22 protein-coding genes are annotated in these 23502 nt (G+C 40.3%); 10 read left to right on the top strand and 12 right to left on the bottom strand.

The window, feature by feature from the left end:
* The first annotated feature begins 22 nt into the window (after window positions 1–22).
* The 8 genes from AC5YCI_RS00210 (at window position 23) to AC5YCI_RS00175 (ending at window position 7116) form a co-directional block, all read left to right on the top strand.
* The gene (locus AC5YCI_RS00210) at window positions 23–1255 is read left to right on the top strand and encodes an acyl-CoA dehydrogenase family protein (RefSeq protein WP_496129169.1); all 1233 of its coding nucleotides are present in this window, start codon (window positions 23–25) and stop codon (window positions 1253–1255) included.
* Window positions 1256–1299: 44 nt separating this feature from the next.
* Entirely contained in the window at window positions 1300–2421 is a 1122-nt protein-coding gene (locus tag AC5YCI_RS00205; RefSeq protein WP_496129170.1) for a phosphotransferase family protein, read from the top strand.
* Complete coding sequence (locus tag AC5YCI_RS00200) at window positions 2418–3116, top strand: histidine phosphatase family protein (RefSeq protein WP_496129171.1); 699 nt, start codon at window positions 2418–2420, stop codon at window positions 3114–3116. Before AC5YCI_RS00205 ends, AC5YCI_RS00200 begins: the two co-directional genes overlap by 4 nt.
* Window positions 3117–3120: 4 nt before the next feature.
* The gene (locus tag AC5YCI_RS00195; RefSeq protein WP_496129172.1) at window positions 3121–3867 is read left to right on the top strand and encodes an SDR family oxidoreductase; all 747 of its coding nucleotides are present in this window, start codon (window positions 3121–3123) and stop codon (window positions 3865–3867) included.
* 283 nt (window positions 3868–4150) lie between these two features.
* Entirely contained in the window at window positions 4151–5203 is a 1053-nt protein-coding gene (locus AC5YCI_RS00190; RefSeq protein ID WP_496129173.1) for a fatty acid desaturase, read from the top strand.
* Between the two features lie 113 nt (window positions 5204–5316).
* Window positions 5317–6027: an SGNH/GDSL hydrolase family protein gene (locus tag AC5YCI_RS00185; RefSeq protein ID WP_496129174.1), complete on the top strand. Its 711-nt coding sequence runs from the start codon at window positions 5317–5319 to the stop codon at window positions 6025–6027.
* Between the two features lie 53 nt (window positions 6028–6080).
* On the top strand, window positions 6081–6542 hold the full coding sequence (locus AC5YCI_RS00180) for a hypothetical protein (protein ID WP_496129175.1): 462 nt from the start codon (window positions 6081–6083) through the stop codon (window positions 6540–6542).
* Window positions 6532–7116 carry a uracil-DNA glycosylase family protein gene (locus AC5YCI_RS00175; protein WP_496129176.1) on the top strand — a complete coding sequence of 195 codons (585 nt, stop codon included), beginning with the start codon at window positions 6532–6534 and terminating at the stop codon, window positions 7114–7116. Before AC5YCI_RS00180 ends, AC5YCI_RS00175 begins: the two co-directional genes overlap by 11 nt.
* A gap of 8 nt (window positions 7117–7124) precedes the next feature.
* On the opposite strand, the gene AC5YCI_RS00170 is transcribed toward AC5YCI_RS00175, so the two are convergent.
* Window positions 7125–7562, bottom strand: a complete 438-nt coding sequence (locus AC5YCI_RS00170) for a hypothetical protein (protein ID WP_496129177.1) — start codon at window positions 7560–7562, stop codon at window positions 7125–7127.
* A gap of 142 nt (window positions 7563–7704) precedes the next feature.
* Window positions 7705–9258, bottom strand: coding sequence for a phospholipase D family protein (locus tag AC5YCI_RS00165; protein WP_496175053.1), 1554 nt, complete (start codon window positions 9256–9258; stop codon window positions 7705–7707).
* 125 nt (window positions 9259–9383) lie between these two features.
* Between AC5YCI_RS00165 and AC5YCI_RS00160 the strand changes: the two genes are divergently transcribed.
* Window positions 9384–10499 (top strand): S-(hydroxymethyl)glutathione dehydrogenase/class III alcohol dehydrogenase, encoded by a 1116-nt coding sequence (locus AC5YCI_RS00160; protein ID WP_496129179.1) that lies wholly within the window; start codon window positions 9384–9386, stop codon window positions 10497–10499.
* A 37-nt stretch (window positions 10500–10536) separates the two neighbouring features.
* Here the strand turns inward: AC5YCI_RS00160 and AC5YCI_RS00155 are convergent, their stop codons facing one another.
* The 3 genes from AC5YCI_RS00155 to hppD form a co-directional block, all read right to left on the bottom strand.
* A complete protein-coding gene (locus AC5YCI_RS00155) occupies window positions 10537–11748 on the bottom strand; it encodes an amino acid aminotransferase (protein ID WP_496129180.1) in 1212 nt (403 codons plus the stop codon).
* 4 nt (window positions 11749–11752) lie between these two features.
* On the bottom strand, window positions 11753–13138 hold the full coding sequence (locus AC5YCI_RS00150; protein ID WP_496129181.1) for an amino acid permease: 1386 nt from the start codon (window positions 13136–13138) through the stop codon (window positions 11753–11755).
* A 118-nt stretch (window positions 13139–13256) separates the two neighbouring features.
* Window positions 13257–14315, bottom strand: a complete 1059-nt coding sequence (gene hppD / locus AC5YCI_RS00145) for a 4-hydroxyphenylpyruvate dioxygenase (protein ID WP_496175052.1) — start codon at window positions 14313–14315, stop codon at window positions 13257–13259.
* Between the two features lie 740 nt (window positions 14316–15055).
* Here hppD and AC5YCI_RS00140 point away from each other — a divergent pair.
* The gene (locus AC5YCI_RS00140; protein ID WP_496129183.1) at window positions 15056–16105 is read left to right on the top strand and encodes a 3-deoxy-7-phosphoheptulonate synthase; all 1050 of its coding nucleotides are present in this window, start codon (window positions 15056–15058) and stop codon (window positions 16103–16105) included.
* Window positions 16106–16491: 386 nt separating this feature from the next.
* On the opposite strand, the gene AC5YCI_RS00135 is transcribed toward AC5YCI_RS00140, so the two are convergent.
* From AC5YCI_RS00135 to AC5YCI_RS00105, 7 genes are all read right to left on the bottom strand, one after another.
* Window positions 16492–17658, bottom strand: coding sequence for an MFS transporter (locus AC5YCI_RS00135; RefSeq protein WP_496129184.1), 1167 nt, complete (start codon window positions 17656–17658; stop codon window positions 16492–16494).
* 279 nt (window positions 17659–17937) lie between these two features.
* Entirely contained in the window at window positions 17938–18312 is a 375-nt protein-coding gene (gcvH, locus tag AC5YCI_RS00130) for a glycine cleavage system protein GcvH (protein ID WP_496129185.1), read from the bottom strand.
* 115 nt (window positions 18313–18427) lie between these two features.
* On the bottom strand, window positions 18428–18871 hold the full coding sequence (locus AC5YCI_RS00125; protein WP_496129186.1) for a MaoC family dehydratase: 444 nt from the start codon (window positions 18869–18871) through the stop codon (window positions 18428–18430).
* Between the two features lie 9 nt (window positions 18872–18880).
* Window positions 18881–20719 (bottom strand): ABC transporter ATP-binding protein, encoded by a 1839-nt coding sequence (locus tag AC5YCI_RS00120; RefSeq protein ID WP_496129187.1) that lies wholly within the window; start codon window positions 20717–20719, stop codon window positions 18881–18883.
* A 184-nt stretch (window positions 20720–20903) separates the two neighbouring features.
* Entirely contained in the window at window positions 20904–22118 is a 1215-nt protein-coding gene (locus tag AC5YCI_RS00115; RefSeq protein WP_496129216.1) for a mechanosensitive ion channel family protein, read from the bottom strand.
* A 161-nt stretch (window positions 22119–22279) separates the two neighbouring features.
* On the bottom strand, window positions 22280–22813 hold the full coding sequence (locus tag AC5YCI_RS00110) for a DUF2058 domain-containing protein (RefSeq protein ID WP_496129217.1): 534 nt from the start codon (window positions 22811–22813) through the stop codon (window positions 22280–22282).
* A 10-nt stretch (window positions 22814–22823) separates the two neighbouring features.
* Window positions 22824–23492: a YoaK family protein gene (locus tag AC5YCI_RS00105; protein ID WP_496129188.1), complete on the bottom strand. Its 669-nt coding sequence runs from the start codon at window positions 23490–23492 to the stop codon at window positions 22824–22826.
* Window positions 23493–23502: the final 10 nt, after the last annotated feature.

The following is a 23502-nucleotide window of genomic DNA, read 5'->3' as shown; positions in this document are numbered from 1 at the left end:
GTATAAAAATGATGAAAATTCTATGTTTAATTTATCTGAGCATGCACAACAGCTCCTAGAACAAGTACAACAGTTTATAGACCAAGAAATTACCCCAATTGAAAGTGCATTTTGGCAACAGGTACATCGTGAAAATGTTGGGGGTGATTGGCGCACATGGCGCTGGCCTGCAGAGTTAGAGCGTTTAAAACAAAAAGCTCAAGCCCAAGGTTTATGGAATCTCTTTTTGCCCGATGCTGAATTAGGCCGTGGTTTGTCGGTACAAGAATATGCCCATATGGCAGAAAAAATGGGACAAAGCTTATTGGCACCCACGGTATTTAATTGTAATGCACCCGATACGGGCAATATGGAGGTGCTGTGGCGCTATGGTTCTGAAGCACAAAAACAACAATGGTTAGAGCCTTTATTGGCAGGTCAAATTCGCTCGGTATTTTGTATGACTGAACCTGATGTAGCCTCAAGTGATGCCACTAATATGCAAGCCACTGCCATTGTAGAAGGCGATGAAATTGTCCTCAATGGGCGCAAATGGTGGTCATCAGGTTTAGGTGATCCAAATGCCAAAATTATTATTTTTATGGCGCATACCCCAGATCCAAACAAAGATCGTCATCATCAACATTCTATGGTGCTGGTACCTATAGATACGCAAGGTATTACGATTGAACGTATGTTACCAGTATTTGGTGATTACGATGCACCGCACGGGCATGGCGAGGTGAGTTTTGACAATGTGCGTGTACCGCTAGATCATGTCATTGGCGGTATGGGCGAAGGTTTTGCTATTGCTCAAGGGCGTTTAGGCCCAGGGCGTATTCACCATTGTATGCGTTGTATTGGCGCGGCAGAAAAAGCGTTAAGTTTAATGATTGGGCGCGGCATGCAACGCACAGCATTTGGCGAAAAGATTTTACATTTGGGCGGTAATTTAGAGCGTGTGGCTGAAGCAAGGATAGCCATTGATCAAGCACGCTTACTAACCTTATATGCCGCTTATAAAATGGATACTGTAGGCAATCGTCAAGCCATGACCGAAATTTCTGCCATTAAGGTGGTCGCACCACAGGTGTTACAACAGGTGGTGGATATGGCCATGCAAATCCATGGGGGGATGGGCATGTCACAAGATACGCCATTGACCGCATTTTTTGCCCAAGCACGCGCATTACGCTTAGCCGATGGCCCGGATGAAGTACATAAAGCTATGATTGCCAAACTGGAATTAAAAAAACATGGTTATACAGGCCATTAAAACCTATACTCACAGCCATAAAAGCAACAATAAAGGATAAGCATATGAGCAGCATTGATGTTGCCGGAAGAGTCAGATCAGGTGAAGCGCTGGATCATCAGGCAGTCAGCCAATGGCTAAGACAGCAAGGCATTGAGGTAAACGGTGAGCCTGAAGTTACGCAATATGCAGGTGGTGCGTCCAACTGGACCTATCGGCTTAAATACCTGAACCACGACTTAATTTTAAGACGTCCTCCGCAAGGTACCAAAGCTAAATCGGCGCATGACATGGCGCGAGAATATCATGTCCAACTGCATTTGGTTGAATATTATCCACAAGTGCCTCAAATGCTGGCTCTATGTCAAGACCCAACTATCATCGGCTGTGATTTTTATGTCATGCAGCGTATAGAAGGGATTATTCCACGTAAAAATTTACCCAAAGCTTTGGACTTTTCTGAACAGCAAGTGCATGAATTGTGTGTAAATATGCTTGATCAATTGATTGCTTTGCATCAAGTGCCTTATCAAGAGACACCGCTTGCCCAGTTAGGTCAGGGGGAGGGCTACTGTAAACGCCAAGTGCTGGGTTGGGACGCACGCTTTGAAAAAGCTAAAACCATCAATGTACCGTCGTTTAAATGGGTGAGACGCTGGCTCAAACAACATATTCCGCAGCAGTCTGCCATCTGTTTAATTCATAATGATTGGCGCTTTGATAATTTAATTTTAGACCCGAAGCAGCCGACTCAAATCATTGGCGTATTGGATTGGGAAATGGCCACCTTGGGTGATCCTTTTATGGATTTAGGTTCGGCCTTGGCGTATTGGATTGAAGCTAAAGATAATCCAATCTTCAAAGCTACGCGGCGCCAACCTACTCATTTACAAGGCATGCTAACGCGTCAGCAAGTACTAGACTATTATTGTGAGAAAACCGGTTTGGTACCTGAGAATTGGACCTTTTATGAGGTATTTGGTATCTTCCGTTTAGCGGTGATTGCCCAACAAATTTATTATCGTTATTACCATAAGCAAACCCGTAACCCTGCGTTTAAAGATTTTTGGTTGATTATTCATGCCTTGCATGTGCGGGCTTTAAGAAAAATTGCCGATTACGAATTAACCCAGCATCCGAAAACCACGCACTATTATCAAAAAATCAAAGGATATGCCGGCTTATGACCACCATTTATTTCGTTCGCCATGGGCAAGCATCATTTGGTGCCAAAAGTTATGACCAGCTATCCACCATTGGTATGCAACAGGCGCAAGTGCTAGGGGGATATTTGGCACACATTTTACAGGAGGCACCGGTTGTAGTGGCTGGGGATATGCAGCGTCATCAACAGACCGCGCAGCTGGCTTTAGCTGAATCTTTCCCTGAGGCCAAGATACACACGCTTAACGCATGGAATGAGTTTAATCATCAACAAGTTTTTAGCCAATATGATGCGCGTTTTGCTCAGCCAGAATTACTCAAAGCAGAAGTGGCCAAAGCCAGCAGCCCGCGTGCTTATTTGGCACAAATTTTTACCCAAGCCATTGCGCGCTGGACCGATGGCGATTTCCATCATGAATATGATGAAAGTTGGCCGGCCTTTAAACAGCGTGTCGAACAAGGTTTAACTGATTTGTGTCAAACACTTGCAAAAAACCAGCCTCGTTACGCCGTGGTCTTTAGCTCAGGTGGGGTGATTTCTGTGGTGGCGGGCAAAATTTTAGGCCTATCGCCTGAAAAAACCTTTGCCTTAAATTGGGCCATCAGTAATTGTAGTTTAACCACTTTAAGATTGGTGGGGGATGAACCGCAATTATTAAGTTTAAACGAACATCATTACTTAAAAGTACATAACAATAATTTACTTACTTGGATTTAAAATAATGAGCAATAAAACTATATTAATTACTGGCGCGAGTTCTGGAATTGGTGCTGGTATGGCACGCGAATTTGCCCAAAAAGGCTACGATTTAGCGCTGTGTGCGCGTCGTTTAGAGTGTTTAGACGCCCTTAAACAAGAACTTGAACAACAATACGCCATTCGAGTGCATGTCAAAGTGCTCGATGTCACTCAGTATGAGCAGGTGTTTCACGTCTTTAAGGAATTTAAGCAAGAACTTGGGCACATTGATCGTATTATTGTCAATGCTGGGATTGGCGATGGGCGTAGAATTGGTAAAGGCAATTTTGAAATTAACCGCACTACCGTAGAAACCAACTTTATTTCCGCTTTAGCGCAGTGTGAAGCGGCAGTCGAAATTTTCCGTGCCCAAAATGCTGGCCATTTGGTGGTGATTTCATCCATGAGTGCCATGCGCGGGATGCCTAAACATCTCACTGCTTATGGCGCCAGTAAAGCAGGCATCGCCCATTTAGCCGAAGGCATTCGCGCAGAATTAATCAATACCCCGATTCAAGTCAGCACGATTTTTCCAGGTTATATTCGTACGGAAATTAATGCGGGCGCGAAAAAATTACCTTTTGAAGTCGATGAACAGACGGGCTCGCGTTTATTGGCCAATGAAATTGAAAAAGCACCTGCAAAAGCCTATGTACCCAAATGGCCTTGGCAACCTTTAGGCTTAGCGATGAAAGTCTTGCCGCTTAAATGGGTCAATAAATTAAGTTAGATCCTGTTGACAAAGAGAGCTAAACTTCAGTTTCAGGATTCAAAGCTCAAGTGATATCCTATGCTTGGCATAGGATTAAATTCACATAAATATGCACATGAATAGAATGATTCTTATTTTTATTGACATGGCTGAAAAACTATACAATTTGCCAATTTTATTGATAAAAAACGTTAAAATTGTTTAAAATTTAAACAAACCCGCCAAAAAAACCGCATTAGCCGATTCTTTTTTTGCAAATTTCCTTTAATGTACAACTGTCCATAAATTAAAGGTTTTGCATATGTCAATTTCCTCAGAAATGACAGATCAGCAGCGGATTCAGAAGGTCCGAACTGTGGTCACTCAGGCAGGAGAGGAGCTACGTCAACGTCATCCCATCTTAAAACATCAAAACTTTATTGGTGCGAGTATTTTGGTCTTTGCGTTGTCCGGTATGCTCGGCTGTGCTGCATTATATGCAGCAGGTGTATTACCTGCATGGGCATGTATTCCCTTAATTGCTATTTTTGCGTCATTCACGCATGAATTGGAACATGACCTGATTCACTATATGTATTTTAAAAAGACCCCATGGGCGCATCATTTAATGATGACTTTGGTGTGGCTGGCGCGTCCAAATACTATTAGTCCATGGACACGTCGTCGTATGCATTTGCATCACCATAAGTTTTCAGGCACTGAACATGACCTAGAAGAGCGTGGCATTGGCAATGGGATGCCATGGGGCATTCGTCGTATTTTGGTGACCAGTGACCAACTCATGACCGTATATTTACGTCCTTTACAAATGTTTAAGATGATTCAGTTGTTTGTATCTAAACAACCAGAAAATGAACGTCGTAGAACGGTCATTTCACAGTTACTTGGCTTTATTCCACTGGGTTTAATGTACTACGGTTTATGGTATTGCTTTGTGATTTTCCATGTGGTGGATCATATGGCAGTTTGGTGGGGCTCTGCGATTGAATGGTCAAGTAATACGCTCGCAGCAATGAAAGTGATTAACTTTTTAGCTGTGGTTTGGGTCATTCCTAACTTTATTCGTTCATTTAGCTTACAGTTTATTAGCTCAAATATGCATTACTATGGCGATATTGACCCGCGTGATGTGATTAAGCAAACCCAAGTGTTAACGCCTTGGTGGTTATTACCGTTCCAAATTTTCTGCTGTAATTTTGGTTCTACCCATGCGATTCACCATTTTGTGGTTAAAGAGCCGTTTTACATTCGTCAAATGACCTCAAAAACCGCGCATAAAGTCATGCGTGAAGTGGGAGTGCGTTTTAACGATTATGGCACTTTTAAACGCGTCAATCGTTGGAATAAGGCTTAAAATTCAAACATAAAAAAAGTCGGACTTTGCTCCGACTTTTTTTATGCCTGCCGCATTGCTTTTAGGTGTAATTTTTTTTAATCTGAATAAAAATAAAGCTTAATCAAAATACAATGGATTTAAAACTTACCACGCTGGCGCTATTGCCCATTTTGGCTGTTCAAGCCCAGCGCGTCAAAAGCAATACATTACGTTTAGGGGAGCCTGAGGGTGAGCGTCAAGGATGTGTAGGTCAAGGGCAGCGATTGTCTATTTTAATTGTAGGTGATTCTGCAGCAGCAGGTGTGGGCGTAACCACGCAAAGCCAAGCTTTACTGGGTCAATTGTTGGCGTGTTTAAAAACTGATTATCAAATTAGTTATCTGCTTGAGGCCAAAACGGGGCGTACCACAGCACAGTTAATTCGAGCTGTACAAGCTTTATCTATTCAAAAAGTAGATGTGGTGATCACTTCAATTGGGGTAAATGATGTCACGCGTTTAATGCCAGTAAATTTGTGGATGCAGCAGCAAAAACGTTTATATGCTGTGATTCAAAATAAGTTTAATCCACAATTGATTTTAGCTGCCAGTGTGCCACCTATGCATTTGTTTCCTGCACTACCGCAACCTATGGCATGGCTATTGGGTGAATATGCCAAGCAGATGAATCAACAATTACAGGCCTATGTGCATCGTCAAAGTCAGATGTTGTATTTAGATTATGATCTTGAACAATATCAAGCCATGAATCTCACAATGGCGAAAGATGGTTTTCATCCTAGCCAAGAAATTTATGCATTCTGGGCAAAGACGATGGCAGAAAAAATCCAAACGCAATTTTAAACATAGCATTCGCAAAAAAAATAATAAGCCATCATAAAAATAATGAGGACACTATGCATAAAGTAATTTATGCGGCATTGGTCATGTTGCTTGCTGCCAATACACTGGCAGCAGAAACAGACAGGCATTTGGCGCAAGACTTAGTGCTGCTGTTTGGACAAAACCATAGTTCAGCAGGGCAGAGTTTAGCATTTTTACAAAAATATCCCTTTGATTACAAAAGTGATCAGATGAATTGGGGACAAAATGGCAATGCGATTCGATATTTAGACAGTGACAATCCAATTTATCTGTTTAATCAGGGGCAGAGTATTGTGGGTATCGCAGGGCAATTGCCACAGGAATGGCTCAGTCAGTTGCAGAAGCTGCGCACTGTACGTTGTCAGATACAACCCTTTCAGCGCTTAAGCTATATTTGCCACCATCAATCTGCGACCGAGGGGACTTTAGAGCATTTTCAATATCGGGTACGCTATAGCACAGCTCAACAAAAAGTAAATCAAGATGCAGATTGAAACTCATCCATTACCGCCATTTTTACCAAAAAAAGCCACACTGTTATTATTAGGGTCTTTTCCCCCACAAGCACATCGTTGGAAAATGCAATTCTATTATCCTAATTATCAAAACGATATGTGGCGGATTTTTGGTCTAATTTTTTTTGATGATGCCAATCATTTTTTAAATTTAGAACAAAAAAATTTTAAAGAAGCAGAAATTCGACAGTTTTTACAGCAGAAGGGTATTGCAATTTATGATACCGCGTATCAAGTGATTCGTCTCAATGATAATGCCGCAGATAAGTTTTTACAGATTTATACTCTAACAGATCTCAAGGCTTTGTTTGCCCATATTCCACATTGTCAACATATCATCACCACAGGTGAAAAAGCCACCGAAACTTTGCTTGCATCGATGCCAAATGGCACCGCTAAACCCAAAATTGGTCAAGCCAGTCAAGTGCAATGGCATGATCGATTGCTGACTTTATACCGACTGCCGTCTTCATCAAGGGCTTATCCCTTAGCACTTGCTAAAAAGGCCGCAGCATATGCAGCGGTATTTCAAGATATAGGCTTGATAGAATAGCCTAAGTTTTAAACATCATATTCAACATAGTCCCACAAATTTAGGCATGCTTTAATATCACGACGTAAATTGGGTAACATCGGCAATAGGGTACCCTCAATCCATAGACTAAATGCTTCAGCAGACAAGATTTGATCCGCTTCATCTACCAATTGTGCACCGCTGAGTAATAAGCGACTTGGGCCAAATTCTTTAGTTTCGATGCCTTTAAATAAGACTTGTAATTCATGACCTGTATCTTGAATCACCCAATCTAATTCAATTTGAATAGACTGATCGGATTGCAGCACCACTTGGCCAAATAGAGCTGGACTTTCATTGAGACAATCATGTTCCACACGGACTTTAGCCAAGTACCAATCCTGACCACCGAGTTGCGACAGCGTCATATGTGGGGTAAGTAAATCATTAAAGTTAAATTGACGATGGAGATCAAAAAATTGCATGGGAGAGGGTGGGATAATTTTAAAGCCGCATCTTAAAACAAATTAATAGGTGAGTAAATTTCTTGACCAATTTAAGCTAAAATAAAAATTATGTAATATATTTTTTATATAAATAAACACATGAAATGTAATGACATATACATTACATCATCCACTCTATAGGTAAATAAGACACCAGATGCATGCTCCACCTTTGAAAGCGGGTCGTTTCAGGATCATGCTGATGTTCAATAACTCTTCCATTTGGTTTTTGTTCTAACCAGATTAATTCATTTTGTTGATTTAATTGTAATTTATAAGCAATTTGCGGTAAGTAACGATCTAAACTTTGGCTAATATTACGCTGTAAGCTCTCTGACTCAATCACCAAGCCCACTTCACTATTTAAATGAGCAGAACGTGGATCAAAGTTAAATGAACCAATAAATACCATGCCATCTACATCAAAAAATTTTGCATGCAGGCTTGAAGTGTTTTTACCTTGGGCTGGAATAATATTACCAGTTATTTTTTCGTACCAGGTACGTTCAGGACGTTGTAAGTAAGGCTTAAACTCATATAGTTCTACCCCGCTTTTGAGTAAGTCAATCCGATATTTTTGATAAAATGCATGCACTAAGGCCACATCATTGGCCACCAAAGAATTGGTCAAAATTCTCACTTGAATATTTTGCTGTGGTAGTTGAGAGAGATAATCGGTTCCAACTTGGGTCGGCACAAAATAGGCCGACACTAGCTCCAAATGCCGTTTTGGCATTCCCATCCGTTGTAGCATTTGCTGGTAGATCAGTTCATGCTGCTGTGCTTGTCCACGAATTTTATTTGGATGATCCCCAACAAAATGTGCTTTGGCCCATTGAATCGGACGATCTTTGAGTTGGAGACCGATTTCATCATTGGCAGCTTGTATGCGTGCTTGGGTCTGTTGGATCTCTGGTCGAGCCGCTTGATACTTGCGGCGTAAATCATCTAGTGCGTGTGCAGAAGCTGCACCTAATAATTGTTGGCTTGAATAGCTTAAATCATCATTCCAAAAATCTAAAAATAATTGATTGGCCTCTTTGACAGCGCTGCCATAAAACAAAATATCTAAGTCGGTAAATTGGAATTGATCACTAGCATCAAAATATTCACGGCTGATATTACGCCCACCTGTGACTGCAATGGCACCATCTGCAATAATTAATTTGTTATGCATACGCTGATTCACGTATTTTAAACGAAAGGCATAATCCAACACGCGAAAATGACGAAATTGATAGGGATTAAAAATTCTGATTTCAAAATTAGGATGTTGACTTAGAGCTTTCAGTTGTTCATCTAACTGAGTACCATTTTGGTCGTCTAACATGAGCCGAACTTTGACACCACGATCAGCCGCTTTAAGTAATTCTGCCAACATCATGCGGCCAATTTCATCATCATTCCAAATATAATATTGCAAATCTAAATGCTGTTTGGCTTGGCGAATCAGATGCAAACGTGAAGCAATACTTAAAAATGCGTCATCTAATGCTAAATAAGCGCTTAAGCCTTGCGCTAACTGTGCCTCAAACTGTTGATTTGGGAGCCAATGCGCAACTTGAGGTGAAATTGGCTGGGAATTTTGCGCAGAGTTGGCAGGTAAATTGCAGCCTGTACATAGGCTCAACAGCAACAATATTGCACCTATTTTTTGTATTTGCATATCTTTCATTGGGATACGGTGACTTTATGAGTTATAAAGATAATGATTTGATGTTAACGCTTGAAACGCCCAATAAAAAGCGGTTACTGTTAGTAAACTGTTAAAGCATATCAATATTTAAGGAAAGACATACCATGAAATCACGTGCTGCCGTTGCCTTTGGTCCGGGCCAACCGCTCCAGATTGTAGAAATTGACGTCGCACCACCTAAAGCAGGTGAAGTTTTAGTTAAGATTACCCATACGGGTGTGTGCCATACCGATGCTTTTACTTTATCAGGTGATGACCCTGAAGGGATTTTTCCAGCAGTTTTGGGTCATGAAGGTGCAGGGATTGTGGTGGAAGTGGGTGAAGGGGTGACTTCGGTGCAACCGGGTGATCATGTGATTCCACTGTATACTGCAGAATGTGGCGAATGTCTATTCTGTCAATCAGGTAAAACGAATCTGTGTACTTCAGTACGAGCCACCCAAGGTAAAGGGCTTATGCCAGATGGGACCACACGTTTTTCTTATAACGGTGAGCCAATTTATCACTACATGGGCTGCTCAACCTTCTCTGAATATACTGTGGTTGCTGAAGTGTCTTTGGCAAAAATTAACCCAGAAGCCAATCCTGAACATGTTTGCTTACTCGGCTGTGGTGTCACAACTGGTCTAGGTGCAGTGAAAAACACGGCGAAAGTACAAGAAGGGGATACGGTTGCAGTCTTTGGTTTAGGTGGCATTGGTTTGGCGGTGGTGCAGGGTGCCAAAAAAGCCAAAGCCGGCCGTATTATTGCAGTAGATACCAACCCAGATAAATTTAAATTGGCCCAAGAGTTTGGTGCAACTGACTTTGTCAATCCAAAAGATTATGACAGACCTGTACAAGAAGTGATTGTCGAAATGACAGGTTGGGGGGTTGATCATTCCTTTGAATGTATTGGTAACGTGAATGTGATGCGCTCAGCTTTAGAATGTGCACATCGTGGTTGGGGGCAATCAGTGATTATTGGGGTTGCGGGTGCAGGTCAAGAAATCTCAACCCGTCCATTCCAATTGGTAACAGGCCGCACTTGGAAAGGCACCGCATTTGGTGGGGTCAAAGGTCGTTCACAGTTGCCAGGAATGGTTGAAGAAGCCATGACAGGTGAAATTCAACTTGAACCATTTGTGACCCATACTATGGGGTTAGATAAAATTAACGAAGCTTTTGATCTGATGCACGAAGGTAAATCGATTCGCTCAGTGGTACATTTTCAAGACTAAATTTGAATAAAAAGAAACGGGCATATTGCCCGTTTTTTTATGCACTCATAGTAACAGCGCTTTTAAGTACTTGGCCAAAACTCTGCGCCACGTAATTTAGATTTTTCTGATTAAGACCGGCAATACATAAGCGCCCACTCCCTACCAAATAGATCGCATAATCATCGCGTAACTGTTGTACTTGCATTTGGGTTAAACCCGTATAACTAAACATCCCTTGTTGCTGGGTCAGATAAGAAAAGTCTTGCTGTAGTTGTTGTTCTAGTTGTTGGCGTAAAGCCTGACGCATGGCGTGCATACGTAGACGCATTTGTTCCAGCTGTTGTTGCCAAAGGCTATTTAAGGCTGCTGTGTTGAGGACATGGCTGACTAAAAGCGCACCTGTAGTAGGTGGACTCGAGTAAATCTTACGGACTAAAGACTTAAGCTGACCTGCTACACGTAGCCGAGCCTCGACATCAGGACACACAATACTTAAACTACCAACACGTTCTCCATATAAAGAAAAAATCTTGGAGCATGAGTGACTCACCATAAAACTTAAGCCTTGAGATAGTGCGTGTTGAATCGCATAGTTGTCTTGTTGTAAGCCTTGGCTCAAACCTTGATAGGCCATATCAAACAGCGCAATCAGTTGCTGTTCTTTGAGTACCTTGATCACGTGATCCCACTGTGCTGAATCTAAATCTACACCAGTAGGGTTATGACAACAGGGGTGTAATAGCACGACACTGTGTGGTGCCAAACGCTTTAAGCAGGTTAACATGGCATCAAAGTCTACAGCTTTACGGTTTGCATCATAATAAGGATATTCATGACACATCACACCGGAAGCACGAAAAATGCTGAGGTGATTTTCCCAAGTTGGATCGCTAACCCAAAGTTGGCTGCTAGGGAAAAATTGATGGATAAAATCGGCTGCTAATTTTAATGCACCTGATCCGCCTAAAGTTTGTAACGTAGCAATGCGATCCAAAACTGCTGGGTCATTCGTTGAGAAAACCAACTGCTGTGAACCACGATTAAAGCTTTCAAGGCCTGACATAGGTAAATATAATTTGACCTGTTTGAGCTGTGTATCTAAATCAGTATAAGCTTGTTGGATGGCCTCAAGCTGCGGTACTTGTTGCTGTTCATCATAATATAAGCCAATGCTTAAATTGACTTTATGAGCACGCGGATCTTTTTGATAGGCATCCATTAAGGATAAAATTGGGTCACCGGCATAGGGTGGAATATGATTAAACATGGGATTATCCTGAAATATTCACTTTGTGGCTTAAGGCTTTATTGGCCAGCTTTTTTTGTTGTACATAATAAGCAAGGGTCAGCAGCAAGATCCAACACGGCAATAGTAATACTGCAACACGCATTGGGCTTTGACTCATAATCAGCAAAATGCCCGCCATAAAGGCAATGCATAAATAATTGCCAAATGGGTAAAATAAACTTGGAAACAAGGTGGTTTGGCCATTTCTCAGCATATGTTGCTTAAATTTGAGGTGTGTATACGAGATCACCACCCAATTGATCACAATCGCTGCCACAACCAACATCATCAGTAAGCTAAAAGCGGTTTCGGGGAAGAGAAAATTGAGTAGCACACACAGTAAAGTAAAAAATGCTGAAACCATTAAGGCATTGACTGGAATACCACGTGCATTAATTTTGGCTAAAAACTGCGGTGCATTGCCTTGCTGAGCCAAACCTAACAACATACGGCTGGTGCAATAATTGGTGCTGTTATACACCGAAACCGCTGCGGTCAAGACAATAAAGTTGAGTGCAGTGGCTACGCCTTGACTGCCTAAGGAGTCAAAAATGAGCACAAAAGGGCTACCGCCTTGCGCCATCTGGTTCCAAGGATATAGGGATAAAATCACCACCAAGGTAAAGATATAAAACAGCAACACGCGATAGACAATTTGGTTAATGGCTTTAGGTAAGGTTTTTTGCGGATTATCAGTTTCTGCAGCAGCAATACCAACCAACTCAATACCACCAAAGGCAAACATAATCATGGCCATGGCCATCACGAGCCCCATCACACCATTGGGAAAAAAGCCACCGAGTTCCCATAAATTCGTGAGCGATGAGCTTGGACCCCCTGAGCCACTTGCGAGTAGATAGCTACCAAAGGCAATCATTGCAATAATGGCTAAGACCTTAATAATCGACAGCCAAAACTCCATTTCACCAAATAGCTTAACGTGTAATAAATTGATTAAATTAATAAAAATGAAGAAGCCTAAGGCAGAGATCCACGTCGGTAGCTCAGGCCACCAATAATGAATATAAAGACCAATAGCACTGAGTTCTGCCATACAGACTAAAACATTCAGTACCCAGTAATTCCAACCTGACATAAAGCCTGCAAATTTACCCCAATATTTATAAGCAAAATGACTAAATGAGCCACTCACTGGCTCATGCACAATCATTTCACCCAATTGGCGCATCATTAAAAAGGCAATAAAGCCAGCAATTGCGTAACCTAAAATTACTGCAGGGCCAGCCAATTGAATCGTTTGAGAAACACCTAGGAATAAACCAGTACCAATCGAACCCCCTAGGGCAATCAATTGGATATGGCGATTTTTAAGGCCTTTTTTCAGTTGGCCTGCTTCAGAGCTATGCATGGTTCATCATCCGTGTTGCGGCATTATTGTTATTTTTGCCGATTTACAACTAAAAAAGGGCTAAGGCATCAGCTGTATGCCGATCCCTTAGACAATGTTGTCCCTTAAAGAGGAAAAATTAACCGTGCGAGATATCTAATACACCGCGACGGATTTGGTCACGTTCAATTGATTCGAATAGGGCCTTAAAATTACCTTCACCAAAACCATCATCCGCTTTGCGCTGAATGAACTCAAAAAACACAGGACCAATCATGTTTTGGGAAAAAATTTGCAACAACAAACGTTTTTCACCTTGGGTATTGCCATCGAGTAAAATGCCACGTTGTTGTAATTCTTCAGTGGGTTCGCCGTGATGAGGCAGGCGCTCTGCCAGCATTTCATAATAGGTGGCAGGTGGCGGAGTCATAAACTGAGCACCTAAAGCTTTAAGCTGATCCCAAGTGGCAATTAAATCATCGGTGGCAAAAGCGATATGTTGAATACCTTCACCATTAAATTCTTTTAAGAACTCAGCAATTTGGCCATTACCTTGTTCTGAATCTTCATTGAGTGGAATACGAATTTTACCATCAGGTGCAGTTAACGCTTTTGAGGTAAGGCCGGTATATTCACCTTTAATGTCAAAATAGCGAATTTCTTGGAAATTGAAGATTTTTTCATAAAAATCTGCCCAATATTGCATACGACCCTTTTCAACATTATGAGTTAAATGATCAATCTCATATAGACCTGTACCCACAGGATGAGGATCTACACCCTCTAAAAAGATAAAGTCTTGCGTATATATGTCACAGTCCACTAAAAAGATCGGTGCGCCGCCAATGCCTTGAATCGCAGGAATATTCAATTCCATTGGCCCAACTACATTGTCTAGGGCCACAGCACCTAGTTTGAGTGCTTGCTCATAAGCTGCTGCAGCATTTTGTGTACCAAAGGCCATCGCGCAAGCACCAGGCCCATGCTGCTCAAAGAAAGTTGAAGCATAAGATTCAGGTTGATAATTTAAAATTAAATTAATGCCACCTTGGCGCCATAAGCTTACCCGTTTAGATTTATGCTTGGCTACACAGCTAAAGCCAAGGGTTTGGAAAATATGATCTAAGGAGCCATCTTGGCCAACAAATTCAATAAACTCGAAACCACAAAGTTGCAGTGGGTTTGCCATCGTGTGCATGAAAACATCCTCTTATTGTGTGCAATCCAATTGCATTTTTAAAACTTTTAAACCTCAAGCCTTGAGGTGAATGCGCTCATCTTAACAAGCTCAATGCTGTAAACAAGGGTTCTTAATTACGTAATACGTAATTCCTATTTAGAATAAGTAATTATCATAAAATAAATTCATGATATTCATAATAAATTGTTTTTATTTTGGATATATGTCTATTTGTTATTTTTTGTAATTGATAAGCTTTTATTAGAGCTTTTGCAAGATAAATATTTGATTTAAATAATTTATTTAATTTTAGAGTTTATTCTTAAACTATGATTTATTTTTAATCAATCGGGTAATGAAAATAAGTTAATGAATCATCAACTATTTTTTTTAAATAAAAACATTGTCAAATCTTAAAAGAGCGCGTATGTTATTTTACACGTTAAGATTTTATTAAAAGACATCGACATGCTTTGGCAACCTGCAACCGTTCACGCTTATTTTTATTTTTGGCAATTTCAATAGTTGCCTGAAGGCGTTCGGGCACAAAAAGGTTGCCCACCAGTTAATACCTGAGCGGCAACCCGCTCAGGTTTTTTTATGTCTTTCATTTTTGGAGAAATTTCATGTTTACATTTAAAAAGTCATATTTTAGCAACGTGTATTGGTTTTACTTTATGCAACTTAGCCATCACTTGAATAGACCCATAACGCTTAAATAAAAGATTGGACGTGGTACCGTCCAGAGGAAAATAATCATGAATGCTTTAAATACTGCGCTACACGTTCAGCAAGAAACCAGTTTAGTTTTACCACAACAACTTAAAAATCAATTGCCTCTAACCAGTGCATTGGCTCAGCAAGTTGCAGCCCAACGTCAAACCATTGAAGATATTTTAGCGGGTCGTGATACGCGTTTATTAATTGTGACTGGGCCATGTTCAATTCATGATGAAGCGGCAGTGTTAGAATACGCAGAAAAATTACAACAATTACAACAACAAGTTCAAGATCAAATCTTTTTTGTGATGCGTGCTTATATTGAAAAACCACGTACTACTGTAGGGTGGAAGGGTTTTCTATACGATCCTCTTTTAGATGGCTCAAACAATATGCAATTGGGTCTAGAAAAATCACGTGCTTTATACTTAAAAATGATCGCAATGGGTTTGCCATTGGCCTCTGAAATCTTAAGTCCAATGGCCACTGCTTATTTCGATGACCTATTAGCTTGGGGTGCCATTGGGGCACGTACCAGCGAATCACAGATTCACCGTGAAATTTCTAGCCATATGCCATTTGCAGTAGGCTTCAAAAATGGTACAGATGGTTCGATTCAGATTGCTTTAGATGCCATTCAATCCGCAAGTCAGCCACATCAATTCTTAGGGTTGAGCCAAAGTGGTTTACCCGCAATTTTAAGCTCACAGGGCAATCCTCAAGCACACTTAATTTTACGTGGTGCTAACTCAGGCCCAAATTACAGCTTAGCAGAGATTAAAAAAATTCAAGCCAACGCCAAAACAGCGCTACCTGCTTTAGTGATTGATTGCAGTCATGGCAACAGCAGTAAAAACCCGTTATTACAGCCTGAAGTACTCAAAACCATTATTGCAGAACGTTCACAAAGCCAAGTCCGTGGTGTAATGCTCGAAAGCCATTTACAAGATGGGGCACAAAAAATTTCAGCACAGATGCAATATGGTCAATCCATTACAGATGGTTGCCTGGGTTGGCATAAAACTGAAGCATTATTTTTACAAGTGGCGACCACTTTACGTGCTCAGCAATTGGCACACACTGCTTAAAATGCATATCATTAAAAAAGACGCCTGCTAGGCGTCTTTTTTATGCCTGTATGAATGACTCGAAATGTGCAGGGCTTCGTAAGGCCAAAGAATAGAGATTAAATCTATGTGCAATCTTTCGTGGAATAGGGCAACCTTAAAGCGATTGGTTTACCTTCAAAATAGAAGAGTAATGTGCTGCGATAAAATTTTACTCAATACATAAATTAGGCTGCTATATCAAGCTGGAAAGCGTGAGTTTTAATCAAAACTATTTTGTCAAACAATAATGTATAAATTTTCCCATGATGTTTCATGATACAAAGACACACTGAATCTCTGGATTATCTTAAATAGCCTAAGTATAATAAAATTTTAAAACAGAAAATCAAATTTATACAATTAAATCAATTTCTCCGATTCACAAAAAAAGCAAAAAAAGCAAGACTCAATAAAGTTAAGGCAGCACATATTAAATAAGCAAAACTATAACCTTGTTGAGCAATGACCATACCCAATAACAATGAACCCAATGCAATACCAATGTCATAACAAGTAAAAAATGTTGATGTTGCATGACCAATACGCGCTTTAGGTGCACGTTGAATCGCTAAAGTTTGTAAACAAGGCTGCACTGAGCCAAATCCCATACCAATACACACTGCGGCTAACATAAAACCAGTAAGGGTTTCAATTTGACTGAGTAATGCTAAACCAATAGCAAACAAGGCAATCGCAGGATAAATCACGTAACTTGGACCTTTACGATCATAAACTTTGCCGGTAATTGGGCGCAGGCTCATCATCGCAATGGCAAAGACCACAAAAAATAACCCTGCATATTCCAGTAAACCCTTGGCATCTGCAAAAGGTGAGATATACGACATAATGCTGGCATAGGAAAATGAAATCATAAGGGCAAGGATAGAAACCGATAAAGCTTTTTTCTCAACAAAATCATGAATCGTTAAGCGCCTTTTTGCCATAGTTACCGCGGGTACATGCTTGGCAATAGGAATCATAAAGCAGAAGATAAAGCCTAGAAAAATAATACTGGCTAAAATACTGGTGACAAATAAATAAGAGAAATCCTGAATCAGGGTTAAAGCAATCAGTGGACCTAATACAATACCTAAATTGACTGACATCACAAAATAACCCATGCCTTCACCTTTACGCTGAGGCGGGATAAAGTCATTCGCAATCGGTACAGTCACTGTCGTTAAAATACTAAACCAAATACCATGTAAAAAACGGATCACCAATAAAGCACTAAGACTGTCAGCAAAAATGTAAGCTGCTGCAAATAGACAAAATAAACTTTCTGATAAGTATAAAGTCTTCTTACGTCCTAATTTTTCAATAATTAAACCACTAAAAGGCCGCACGGCGATAGACGAGACCATAAATAAGGTCATCGCTAAACCCGCTTGGGTTAGCGTGCCACCTAACTCATTTAAAATATAAATGGGTAAAATCGTGGTTTGAGCAAAATAGAAAATAAACAAAAATAAATTATTGAATAGACATAAAATGAATGATCTATTCCATAACACAGGAATTGTAGGAGACATAACCAACCTAAAACATCAATCAAGAACGGCTGCTTGTTTTAAGGCCTAGGCGTTAAAGATTTTAATTATTATTGACATGCATTAAAGCAAGGCAGCGAGAGAACATAATAGAATTATATTAGTCAAAAAATATTCAAAAGTATAGCGTATAATGAGAATTTAGCTCATTATTATGGTTTTAATTTAAAAAAATGCGCAATAATATCTCAATGTGATGATAAGTATATTTAAAACTAATCAATAAAAAAGAATCAGCCCATGGGCTGATTCTTTTTTAGCTTATAGACCTGCTTGGTATTCTTCGCTTGACAGCAAAGCTTCTACATCCGCTAAATTATCTGGCTTAATTTTATAAATCCAACCCTTGGTATACGGGGCATCATTGACAAAATCTGGATCATCTTCAAGATCTGGATTCACTTCAACCACCACACCTGATACTGGGGCATGAATATCTGAAGCAGTTTTGACGGATTCCACCACACCGGCTTGTTGACCTGCAGTGACACGTTGTCCAACTTCTGGTGCTTCCACATAGACTAAATCGCCTAATGCATCTTGAGCATGATCAGAAATACCGGTAATAACAAGATCACCTTCAATTTTGACCCATTCATGCGTACGTGCATATTTTAATTCTGAAGGGTGATTCATGGATAACTCCTTACAACGTGCTTTTATGCTGTGTTATACATGCTTTTTGCCAAAAACAAAAGATATTCATGTATTAAACTAATTGATATTTAATAGTTAATTAACTTGTTATAGATTAATGGCTGGTCTGACTAAATACCACAATATTGGTATCCGATGTCATTAAGACTTCATTATGCTGATTAATGGCTTGGGTATGATAACTGACAATCGCTTGATTGGGCTTAGTTTTAGAGCGGCGAATATGGGTAACTTCTACTTCAACATGAATCTGATCGCCTGCACGCGTCGGTTTTAGCCAGCGCACATGTGAATCGGTACCCACTAAACCATTGGCGATTGGCATACATTCTGTCCAAAGGCGCATACATACGGCAGACGTATGCCAACCACTGGCGGCTAAGCCTTTAAAAATTTGATGTTGCTTAGCCGCGTGTTCATCGGTATGAAAACTCTGCGGATCATATTGCTTGGCAAAGTGTAGAATTTCATCGAGACACATTTCATAGCTTGAACTGATAAAACGTTGTCCTACAGTTAAATCATCTAAATACAACATAGTGTTCCTTTATTGTGTTTGTTCTTTATCCATTAAAAAACCGCCCGTTTGGCGCTGCCATAACTTAGCATAAATGCCATTTAAAGCGACCAATTCGTCGTGACTGCCTTGTTCAGCAATCTGACCTTGATCTAGCACAATGAGACGATCCATTTGCGCAATGGTCGATAAACGATGCGCGATGGCAATCACAGTTTTACCTTGCATTAATTCATCTAAACTGCTTTGAATGGCCGCTTCAACTTCAGAATCAAGCGCTGAGGTGGCTTCATCTAAGATTAAGATTGGTGCGTCTTTTAAAAAGACTCGCGCAATGGCAATCCGTTGACGTTGTCCACCTGAGAGTTTGACCCCTCGTTCGCCTACATAAGCGTCGTATCCTTTTTGACCACGTAAGTCCGTAAGTTCTGGAATAAAATCTTTAGCTTTGGCTTTCGCGACTGCCGCATACATCTGTGCATCTGTAGCATCAGGACAGCCATATTTAATATTTTCTGCCACGGAACGATGCAATAGAGAGGTGTCTTGGGTTACAAGCGCAATATTTTTACGTAAGCTATCTTGCGTGACTGTTTGAATATCTTGGCCGTCAATTAAAATCTGACCTTGTTGTGGTTGGTAAAAATGCAATAACAGTTGAATTAAGGTGGATTTACCTGCACCTGAGCGCCCAACGATACCAATTTTTTCACCAGGGCGAATCTTTAGACTTAAACCATCAATAATCTTACGCTCGTTATAGGCAAATTCTAGATTTTTAAACTCAATCTCACCATGCGTGAGCACTAAATCTTTGGCATCTTTGGCATCTTGAATATGAATGGCAGTGCCAAGGGTTTTCATACCATCTTGAATGGTACCGACATTTTCAAACAAGGCAGAGGTTTGCCACATCATAAATTCAGCAATACTGTTGAGTTTTAAAATCATGGCGGTGGTTGCGGCAATAATGCCCAGTTCAGCCCGACCATTCATCCATAACCAAATTGCAGTACCAAGTACACCAATATACAGCACCAAGCTTAAGGCTTTAATACTGAATTCATAACCTGTACCTAAGCGCATTTGCTTAAATACCGTGATCATAAAGCTTTGCATTGATTCTTTGGCATATTGGCTTTCACGCCCCGCATGGGCAAACAGCTTGACGGTTTGAATATTGGTATAAGCATCTGTCACGCGTCCTGTCATCACGGCGCGGGCATCAGCTTGTTCATTGGAAATTTTGCTTAAGCGTGGAATAAAGTAGCAAGCGGCACAAATAAATAAAGCCAACCATACCAATAAAGGTAAAATTAATAAGGGTGAGATTGCACCCAATACCAAACTAACGGTAATAAAGTAAATAGTCACGTAAGCCAGCATATCGCCCAAAATCACCCAAAATTCACGCACCGCAAGCGCAGTTTGCATTACTTTGGCAGATAATCGCCCAGCAAAGTCATTATGGAAAAAATCTAAGCTTTGTTGCAGCAGTAAATTATGAAAACGCCAGCGCAAGCGCATCGGAAAGCTGCTATACAAAATTTGATGTTTGAGAATCGACTGTAAAGTGGCAAAAAACACATTGGCCAATAAGATACAGGTTAAAATAATTAGATTATTTTGATGCTGTGTTAAAAAGTCTTGTGGCGCTGTTTGACTGAGCCATGTGACTAAATCGCCAATTTTGGCATACAGTAACGCTTCAAAACTGGCGGCACCTGCGGTACACAGGACCAAAAACAATAAATAAGGACGTACGCCTTTAGAGGCTTGCCAGACAAAGGCAAAAAAAGTGGTGGGCAGTGGTTTGTTTAAATCCTCCATTGGATAAGGATTCACGCGCTTTTCAAACCACTTTAACATAGAACTGACTACTCGAAGACTAAAAGAAATATTTTCGATTCTGCCGACCGCTACAGCGAGCATAAGACAGAGCATAATCTTTAAGTATGATAAAAATTGAAGGAAAAGACCACATGCCTTATTCAGTTTTTTATTTACATTATAAAAGCTCAGCCCATTCTGGCTGAGCTTGGCTAAGTCATTTTTACTTTAACGCTTGAAAGTCCTGTCCAGAGGGTGCTTGATAAATACTTAGACCAAATTCTGGTAAAATTGCGATCAAATGATCAAAAATGTCGGATTGAATGGCTTCATAATCTTTCCAGACTGTCGTATTGCTAAAGGCATAAATTTCTAAAGGCAAACCTTGTGCAGTGGGTTGCAGTTGACGTACCAAGATCGATTGATTTTGAGCAATACCAGGATGTTGACGCAAATAAAATTCAACATAAGCGCGAAAAGTTCCCAAATTGGTTAAACGACGTTGGTTATATACAGCTTGATTAGATAATTGTTCATTAAAATGCGCCAACTCAGAATTTTTATGATCTAAATATTGATCTAAAAGTAAGAACTCTTTTAAATGTTGTTGTTCATCTTTGCTCATAAAGTGCACGCTGTTTTGATCAATAAACAAAGCACGTTTCATACGTCGTACGCCAGCATTGCTCATACCCCGCCAATTTTTAAATGTGTCCGTCACCAGCTTATTGGTAGGAATAGTGGTTAAGGTTTTATCAAAGTTTTGCACCGTAATGGTATGTAAAGACATATCAATCACGTCGCCATCTGCATTTAAGGAAGGCATCTCAATCCAATCACCAATTCTCACCATGTCATAAGAAGAGATTTGAACCGAAGCCACCAAAGATAAAATGGTATTTTGGAAGACCAACATTAATACAGCCGCCATGGCACCAAAACCAGCGAGCAGGGTAAATACATCTTTTTTAAGAAAAGTTCCGAGAATCATCAGACCACAGACAATAAAAATGATCAGCTTGATCAGCTGTAAGTAGCCTTTAATCGGTTTATTGCGTGATTTAGGATTGCGTTGGTACAGTACATTAAAAATACTGAGAATCTCACTAATGGCAAGCGCGATAGTAAGGAAAATAAAAGCCTGCGCACCCATCTGTACCAGAGTAATCACTTTTTCAGATAAATGTGGCACAGTTACAATGCCATTCATGATTACAACTGCAGGCACAATGTTGGCAATACGACGAATCACATTATGTTGATTTAAAATGGCATAGTGCTGGCTATTAATTCGTGCAATCAGGGCGCGAATACCCCGAACGACGATATGTTTAGCAATAAAGTTGGCGCAAATAGCGACCAACAGCACTAAACTCAACGATGTTAGCATTTCTAGCCATGGATATTGATCTGCCCAAGCCTGTATCTCATGAGTCATTGTTTGGATGCGTTGCAAAATAAAACCTCACCAATTAAATAGAACTAGAGCTTAAGTGAGCGGTAGGCCAAAAAAAAGTCTAATGACGGATTTATAACGCGATCATAAGAGATTTATACAAAAAAACCCGCAACTTGCGGGTTTTGACAACTCAAAGATACTTACCACATTAAATCATCAGGAATCACATAAGCTGCATATGGATCTTCTTCATCGGTGGTGTCTTCATTTTTCTGTGAATTATTCACTAAAATAAAGCCTTCCATTTTGGCATCAATGCGTTCAGCTAAGGCTTTAGGTAAAACTGCATAGCTTTCACCATCTTTGGCAATCACTAAAGAACCAGCAACTAAGGCATTGTAAATTTGCTGATTTAAGTAGATTTTTTTAATCGTACCATCAATAAATTGGTAGCTGATTTCACCATCAATATCGCCAATTTTATGCTGTTTAATCATTTGAATGATGGCAGCTTTGAGTTCTTTTTGTTGCAACTGAGCTTTCTTTTCGGCTGCCAAAGCTAAATCTTTTTCAAGTTTGGCTTGTTGATCTTGGGCAATTTTGGCTTTAAGTTCAGCTTCATTGCTTTGACCAGTGCGTTGCTCATGCACCGCTTGTTTAGACAATTTTTTCGCTTTTTTGTTATCGACTAAACCTGCTTTGAGCAGTTGAGCCTGTAATGCATTTTTCATAATGTTTCCCAAATTAATTGTGTCGATAATACCAATAAATGAGCCAATACACTAAGCTCATCACCAAGCTTAAAGCAGCTGGCCCTAAGAATGCATTGGATTGTAATAAAGGATAAATCCAACTGGCAATGACTCCACCACATAAGAAGCCAAATAAAATCAAAAGATGTAAAATCACACGGCGGCGTCCTGCACTTAAACCACGTAAACAATACCCCAAGGCTAAACCTAAGTCAGTTAAAACACCGGATAAGTGCGTGGTGCGAATGATGGCACCTTGATAATGGCTGACCATAGCGTTTTGTAAACCCATCGCTACAGCAGCCCAAAGTAGTGCATAACGGGGCCAATAGGGTAAAAATAGCCAACACAAGACAATAAAAAAAGCCACTAAGCTCAAAGGAATACCATAACGGCGCCCTAAGCGAAAGTGGCTATTGGCAAGAATCAGGCCGCTATAGATTGAGCCTAAAACATAACTGATCACAATGGCCAAGGCATATAACAAAGTGTCAAGATTGCTTTGTACTAAACTCATGGCGATGACACTGACATTGCCAGTCATATGTGAAATGGCTTGATGTAATACGGTCATCAAGCCAAGTACATTGATCATTCCTGCATTGACAGCAAGAAAGAATGCGCCTAATTGCACCCAATTAGGTAAATTTTGAAACGGCATAATTTTATAA

The organism is Acinetobacter sp. CY17, from assembly GCF_059515825.1.
Note: the sequence above shows the minus strand (reverse complement) of the source record. Positions and strands in the feature narration are given on the sequence as shown.

Coding starts and splice junctions, on each gene's coding strand:
- AC5YCI_RS00210 (WP_496129169.1), top strand. CDS start 23: ATGTTTAATTTATCTGAGCATGCACAACAGCTCCTAGAACAAGTACAA.
- AC5YCI_RS00205 (WP_496129170.1), top strand. CDS start 1,300: ATGAGCAGCATTGATGTTGCCGGAAGAGTCAGATCAGGTGAAGCGCTG.
- AC5YCI_RS00200 (WP_496129171.1), top strand. CDS start 2,418: ATGACCACCATTTATTTCGTTCGCCATGGGCAAGCATCATTTGGTGCC.
- AC5YCI_RS00195 (WP_496129172.1), top strand. CDS start 3,121: ATGAGCAATAAAACTATATTAATTACTGGCGCGAGTTCTGGAATTGGT.
- AC5YCI_RS00190 (WP_496129173.1), top strand. CDS start 4,151: ATGTCAATTTCCTCAGAAATGACAGATCAGCAGCGGATTCAGAAGGTC.
- AC5YCI_RS00185 (WP_496129174.1), top strand. CDS start 5,317: ATGGATTTAAAACTTACCACGCTGGCGCTATTGCCCATTTTGGCTGTT.
- AC5YCI_RS00180 (WP_496129175.1), top strand. CDS start 6,081: ATGCATAAAGTAATTTATGCGGCATTGGTCATGTTGCTTGCTGCCAAT.
- AC5YCI_RS00175 (WP_496129176.1), top strand. CDS start 6,532: ATGCAGATTGAAACTCATCCATTACCGCCATTTTTACCAAAAAAAGCC.
- AC5YCI_RS00170 (WP_496129177.1), bottom strand. CDS start 7,562: ATGCAATTTTTTGATCTCCATCGTCAATTTAACTTTAATGATTTACTT.
- AC5YCI_RS00165 (WP_496175053.1), bottom strand. CDS start 9,258: ATGAAAGATATGCAAATACAAAAAATAGGTGCAATATTGTTGCTGTTG.
- AC5YCI_RS00160 (WP_496129179.1), top strand. CDS start 9,384: ATGAAATCACGTGCTGCCGTTGCCTTTGGTCCGGGCCAACCGCTCCAG.
- AC5YCI_RS00155 (WP_496129180.1), bottom strand. CDS start 11,748: ATGTTTAATCATATTCCACCCTATGCCGGTGACCCAATTTTATCCTTA.
- AC5YCI_RS00150 (WP_496129181.1), bottom strand. CDS start 13,138: ATGCATAGCTCTGAAGCAGGCCAACTGAAAAAAGGCCTTAAAAATCGC.
- hppD (WP_496175052.1), bottom strand. CDS start 14,315: ATGCACACGATGGCAAACCCACTGCAACTTTGTGGTTTCGAGTTTATT.
- AC5YCI_RS00140 (WP_496129183.1), top strand. CDS start 15,056: ATGAATGCTTTAAATACTGCGCTACACGTTCAGCAAGAAACCAGTTTA.
- AC5YCI_RS00135 (WP_496129184.1), bottom strand. CDS start 17,658: ATGTCTCCTACAATTCCTGTGTTATGGAATAGATCATTCATTTTATGT.
- gcvH (WP_496129185.1), bottom strand. CDS start 18,312: ATGAATCACCCTTCAGAATTAAAATATGCACGTACGCATGAATGGGTC.
- AC5YCI_RS00125 (WP_496129186.1), bottom strand. CDS start 18,871: ATGTTGTATTTAGATGATTTAACTGTAGGACAACGTTTTATCAGTTCA.
- AC5YCI_RS00120 (WP_496129187.1), bottom strand. CDS start 20,719: ATGTTAAAGTGGTTTGAAAAGCGCGTGAATCCTTATCCAATGGAGGAT.
- AC5YCI_RS00115 (WP_496129216.1), bottom strand. CDS start 22,118: ATGACTCATGAGATACAGGCTTGGGCAGATCAATATCCATGGCTAGAA.
- AC5YCI_RS00105 (WP_496129188.1), bottom strand. CDS start 23,492: ATGCCGTTTCAAAATTTACCTAATTGGGTGCAATTAGGCGCATTCTTT.